Source organism: Methyloglobulus sp., assembly GCF_046714055.1.
Classification (GTDB): Bacteria; Pseudomonadota; Gammaproteobacteria; order Methylococcales; family Methylomonadaceae; genus Methyloglobulus.
This window is the reverse complement of record NZ_JBKKBJ010000150.1, coordinates 1-5,442: the sequence shown is the minus strand read 5'-3', so window position 1 is coordinate 5,442 and position 5,442 is coordinate 1. Positions and strand designations below refer to the sequence as shown.

Genomic DNA, 5,442 nt, shown 5'->3' with positions numbered 1-5,442 from the left:
CTAAACGTCGTCTCATCTGGGACAGTCGGGCCACTGGCGATAGCCGATAAGTCATCACCGATTACGTCTGACAATATCAGGGTATGCAAATCGGCAGGCGCAACCATTCTCGCCAGCCCACCGCCTTTTAGCTGGGATAGATGCTTGCGTACGCAATTGACCTGATTAATCGTTGCGCCGGAAGCCAGCAATAAGTCAGTCGTAAGGATTTTTTCCTGCAAAGTCACCGAATCGACCGGATAAGGTATCAGGGCAGACCCGCCACCGCTCACCAATACCAAAACCAGTTCACCCGCTTGGGCATTTTTAGTTACTTCGGCACATAACTGGGCAGCATTGAATCCCGCTGCATCAGGTAAAGGATGAGAAGCTACGATGACATTAACACCATCTACTGTCTTTACATTTTCGTAATTAGTGACGGCAATCGCCTGATCTGAAACACATTGCTCCGGAAGACTATCCAAAGCGGCTTTAATCATGGGGCAAGCGGCCTTGCCAAAGGCGATCAGGTGGATTTTAGCCCAACTTCCTGTTCGTTTTTCACCGCAGCTATCCAACAAAATCTGTAACTGCTTTTCTTCGGCTATCAGGCAGCGTTTTACCGCTTGATAAGGATCGGCGGCGGCAACGCCAGCTTGAAAAATGTTGAATGCGCTGTTTCTCAGGGCGATGATGGCTTGGTCGGAAAAAGCATTCACTGGAAGTGCGAACTACGCCATTTCCTTGGCTAAAGCGAAGATGTTTTCGGCATCAAAAACCTGCGTGTTGTCTTCAAATAATTTGGCAATACACGCCCGGTGCAAAGCCAGCTTGAGCGTGCCGAAGCCGATAGCCCCCCAGATAACCTTGCCATGCCGTTCTATGCCCTTATCCATCATGTCCGTACCGCCAATTCCAAGTGGTGGCGTGGCATTGGCATCGGCTATCAGTTCGATATTCTTATTGTCCCGCCATTGTTCTTCGGTAAGCAATTCAATTCCTGCGGCACCGGCAGCCAGCACGATATTCGCATCGGCAATCGCATTTGCCCTGGCGCTATTATCAAAGGCCTCAACGGGAGTCAGGTCAACACCAAATCGGGCTTTTATAGCATCACAGGCTTCTATAGCGTGTGCCATATTCCGGGAAGTAATCGACACCACTGCGCCTTCTTTGGCTAACATGGCCGCAGCCCGCTGACCGACGGGGCCAGTGCCCGCCAAAACCACGGTTTTTTTCCCGGCAAAACTACGGTTAGCTACCAGCTTGGCGACAGCAGCGGCAGCCGTGGTGTTGCAACCATTACTGTCAAGCATGACAGAGACTTGAAAACCGGGAAAGAAATGCTTTTGTACGGCTTTAAAGAGGGCTTGCCCGGCAACCATGTCACTTCCGCCTACAAAAATGGCAGTATTTTTCTTCTCTTTAGGGGCGCGCGTAAAAATAGTGCCTTCAACCAATGCGGTTACGTTTTCGGGCGACAAGCCCCCATACCCAATGACATGATCAGCGCCGCCATCATAAGCGACAACCGTGTCGAAAACGGAAGGGTAGATATCCGTGTCGAATTGGAACAGCAGTTTTTTCATTAACGGATCTTGTTATGAATCGGGGTTGTGTCTAAATAGGGTTGTAGATATTCCTTACCCATTTGTCGGGATAATTGGAGTTAGCTAGTACCTATTCGAAAAATAATCTTTATTTGTCAGTAACTATCTGTATTTACTGGGATTGAAATTAATAAATTACAATCCTTAGTTGTAAAAATTAAACACTAGTTTTTTTAGCTCACTTAAGAGGGTTTTTATTATATCCGAGAGCAAGTTTTGCACGAAGCGCAAAATCTTATTTGAGTGGTTCAAGGTGTTTTATGATCGCAAACACCTTCATTCTGGCTATAGCTATGGGTCGCCTGTAGATTACGAAATTCAGCTAAAATCTGCTTAACTTTGTGTTCGTAAAAGAGCAGATACACCGGATTGAATTACTGGGCATTTTACTTGCCTAAACTAACAAATTGACCCGTTATCGTTATTTTATAATACGCTCTTTTCGGGTGACAAACCCAATGAAAACAATTCGCTGGAGCTGGTCCATGAAAATTTATTTGCTCATCACCTGTTTTATTTTGGCCGCTTGTTCGAGCCTCCCACCCGCCATCGAAGATCCACCCGCATTTGATCTCAGTTATCAGCAAGCGCTCGCAAACTTGGGCAATTACAAAAATGCGCCGGTACGCTGGGGTGGCACGATTGTCGAAGTAGAAAACGAACCCAGTTTTAGCGCTATCCAAATATTGCTATACCCGCTTGGCAGTTATGGCCGTCCAGATTTAGATGAATCGTATCAAGGCCGTTTCGTTATCAAAAGCCCCGAGTTTCTTGATCCTGCGGTCTACACCAAAGATACTGCAATCACTGTCGCTGGTACGCTGGAAGGTGAAACTGGGCGCACCATAGGGAAAAAGACCCTGCGGCTTCCTCTGGTGTCGGCGAAACATATCCATTTGTGGCAAAAACAGGACTATGTCCCTTACTATGGTGGATACGGTTATGGCGGGTTCAGTTATTATCCTTATGGTGGATTTTATGGCTATAACCCTTATTATTGGGGCGGCTATTACCAACCTTACTTCTTTCACCGCCATCGTTATCGTTAAGGACGCTGAGAAGATCAATAATTCAAACTTAATTCTATTTTGTCAGATTACATAATCTATATTATCCAAGCTCGTCATTCCGGCATGGCTTGCCGGTATCCAGACTCCATGGATGGATTTGGGCTTGCCATCCATGGAGTCTGGATACCCGCTTCCCGGCGGGTATGACGAACTCGCGGATTAATCTGACAAAGTAGATTTAATGAGGCAATCGTAACGCTGGGCGTAATCAAATCTGGCAGTTTTTGGTGGATACCGACTGCTTTAAACGCTATTGACGTGGATAAATAACAAATTCGGTTTGTCATACATAGCGGTATCGAGGTATAAGCCATGCTGGTTTTGCGCCTTGCCCTTATAACGAAGCATGGAAAGGAGACTTTATGCATCACCATTTAGAGCTGGTAAAAACCATGCAACCCCACCCAAAGTTTAAAGAAGGGGAAATCCCGCACATTTCAGACATGGATATTATTTTCTCCCAAGCATTGCTTATGGATGCGGGAAGCGTAACTTTCAAAGCCATTAAATCTGGGGAAATAGCGGAAATTCTGGCCGGACTGGTTGCCCTTGCCTATACCGCCATACAAGCGCTTGCGATGCAGGATAAAGATATTGCCGAGAATCAGGGTGAAGGCCATCAAGCGTACCAAATGCTAGCGATAATGCGGCTGCTATCGGAGAAGGTCTATCATTGTTCATCCGGTCAGGGAGAACACTACTCCGGGCTTTATCATCTATGCGCCAGTTTATCGTCAGGCTTCCTGAATGCGGATTTTAATAAAGCATTCCAGGTCTACCATGAGTGGCGAGAAGTTTGCCAAGATTCCAACGATGAAGCCAACAAAATGCACGATCCGCACAAAATCAGGCTCCCTGATATGGCAGATTGTCTATACGAATAGACAAGCAAGTAGCCTCGATGTAGTGTAACGAAATCGAGGCTAATTAGGAACTGAAAACCCTCGATTCCGCAAGCTGCATCAAGGCTACTTGCTAATTTCATCGAAATAGGGTTGACTTTGAACAGAGTATCTTACGGCCTTGCCCAAGATAATAGCTCAGCAGATCAGAGCATTACTCCGTAGGCGGTATACCCATCGTTTGGTCTTCGAGGCCGATTTTGGGGCGGGTATCACCCTTCAGGGGATGGGATATATTATCCACAGCCTTTCCTTGCAGCTGCCCCATAAGAACCTCGCGAACCCTCTGGTCTCGCTCGTTTCTTGTTTTTTCTTGCACAGCCAACCTTTGACGCTCTGCTTCGGCTACATGCTGTGCTCGATAGGAGTGCCATTGATCCAAAAGCAATTGTGACATCAACGCCCCCAAAAACACACCCATTGCGATCTGGAGTACGAGTTTCATAGGGTCTCCTTTTGGTTCTTCGACTATGTAATTCCGCCGTTCCTCTTGAGTTTCAGTTGGTCGTGATCCTCAGCGAGTTGCTCGTCCGCAGGTCCCGTGAATTCGTGGAAAAAAGCCGCCGCGTTGTACTGGGCAGAGGCTTCTTTATTAAACACCAGGCTTTTGCGAGTCGCTTACTGAACGGCAGGCAGGTACGGGCTAATTGAGTCCTCTTTAAAGCCGCACATAACATGGCCAAAGCCCGTCGTGCTGCTCAGATCGTTTTTCGCCCCCTTATCCGTAGCATCATACGCCATATCATAAATGATGTTGTCAGGATGGGCGGTATCTCCGTCAAAGGCTGCTGCTACACCAGTGACTACTACCGGGGTTTTTAAATAGTCGAGGTTTAAGGCGTGGCGGATCTGCCAAGCATAGTTGTGGTCCTTGCACGACGTATCGCCGCTAGCGCCTAGTGCGCCGACTAGCTTGCCATTTTTATTGTAAAGGGCCAAGCCGCCGCCGAACACATTGTGCCCCCCGGCCCTATTACCGACCATAGGGTCGTTTGCTTGTCCCCACAAAACTGCGGGGCCTTTATAGGCCACCTGGGTATCGACGGGATTGGAAAATTGTACGCCGAAGAGGCTGCCACCGCCTAAGGCCGAGGTGTAGAGATTGGCTGTGGACAAGGCCAAGCCATTAGGGAAATTAAGGTTAACACCTGCAGGCGTGCTCAGGGAGTTGGCCGTGCTAGCCTTCTGTGCAGAGATCACGCGGCTTGCCGGCCACTCGGCACCACGATTGATCCCGGTAAAGGCTACTGCGCAAACAAATCCATCGCGGTTTACAAGGGTTACCCACATATGTAAGCCAAACCCTCCATTGTCTAACGTACTCGTGGCTTCAGGGGCATTTGCGATCGCACCTTTCAATGCCTCGTAAGTGAGTCCAGCATCTTTACAGTTCTTTATCTGAGAAGCTGAACCCCCATCATCAGCTAGAACTGCCCCGTATACTAAGTTCAACGCAACACCACCGGCCAAAGCCAGCTTGACAGCTTTAGATATTGTTTTCATTTCTTCTCCTTCAAAGTTGTGTATTATCGGCTCAACCAGAACCATATTCCGATTTTAATTATTTTTGTAACTCGGTGTTTTACAAATTCACCAATCTAACAATAATCCCATTATAATTTTTTGTAAAGCTGGAAATTTAGCGTAGGCTCGATCGATCTTACGGCCATACATTCAATTTACTTCACATTAACGAAGAACAAAATCAGAAGGCTATTTTAAGGAAACTCTGCACAGTCCTTCGACAGGCTTCCTTCGACAAGCTCAGGACGAACGGTTTGTGTTGATTACGTTAGTGGTGGGCTTGTCAAACCATGGGCGGAAGCAACTTGTTCAGAGATTCCTTAAGGATTACCCTGATCGAGTTTGAACGCCGCA

7 protein-coding genes are annotated in these 5,442 nt (G+C 47.4%); 2 read left to right on the top strand and 5 right to left on the bottom strand.

Translation table 11 applies throughout. The annotated features are described in order from the left end of the window. On the bottom strand, positions 1-701 hold a 701-nt coding region (locus ACLQ6D_RS09030), incomplete at its 3' end, for a DUF4147 domain-containing protein (protein WP_411726953.1). Between the two features lie 12 nt (positions 702-713). After that, entirely contained in the window at positions 714-1,571 is an 858-nt protein-coding gene (locus ACLQ6D_RS09025; protein WP_411726952.1) for an NADP-dependent methylenetetrahydromethanopterin/methylenetetrahydrofolate dehydrogenase, read from the bottom strand. Positions 1,572-2,077: 506 nt separating this feature from the next. On the opposite strand from ACLQ6D_RS09025, the gene ACLQ6D_RS09020 reads away from it, so the two are divergent. Then, positions 2,078-2,641, top strand: coding sequence for a Slp family lipoprotein (locus tag ACLQ6D_RS09020; RefSeq protein ID WP_411726951.1), 564 nt, complete (start codon positions 2,078-2,080; stop codon positions 2,639-2,641). 74 nt (positions 2,642-2,715) lie between these two features. Here the strand turns inward: ACLQ6D_RS09020 and ACLQ6D_RS09015 are convergent, their stop codons facing one another. Then, a complete protein-coding gene (locus ACLQ6D_RS09015; RefSeq protein WP_411726950.1) occupies positions 2,716-2,949 on the bottom strand; it encodes a hypothetical protein in 234 nt (77 codons plus the stop codon). A 75-nt stretch (positions 2,950-3,024) separates the two neighbouring features. Between ACLQ6D_RS09015 and ACLQ6D_RS09010 the strand changes: the two genes are divergently transcribed. Continuing rightward, on the top strand, positions 3,025-3,546 hold the full coding sequence (locus ACLQ6D_RS09010; protein ID WP_411726949.1) for a hypothetical protein: 522 nt from the start codon (positions 3,025-3,027) through the stop codon (positions 3,544-3,546). 172 nt (positions 3,547-3,718) lie between these two features. Here the strand turns inward: ACLQ6D_RS09010 and ACLQ6D_RS09005 are convergent, their stop codons facing one another. Then, complete coding sequence (locus ACLQ6D_RS09005; protein ID WP_411726948.1) at positions 3,719-4,009, bottom strand: hypothetical protein; 291 nt, start codon at positions 4,007-4,009, stop codon at positions 3,719-3,721. A gap of 173 nt (positions 4,010-4,182) precedes the next feature. Further along, positions 4,183-5,067 carry a heme-binding protein gene (locus ACLQ6D_RS09000; RefSeq protein ID WP_411726947.1) on the bottom strand — a complete coding sequence of 295 codons (885 nt, stop codon included), beginning with the start codon at positions 5,065-5,067 and terminating at the stop codon, positions 4,183-4,185. Positions 5,068-5,442: the final 375 nt, after the last annotated feature.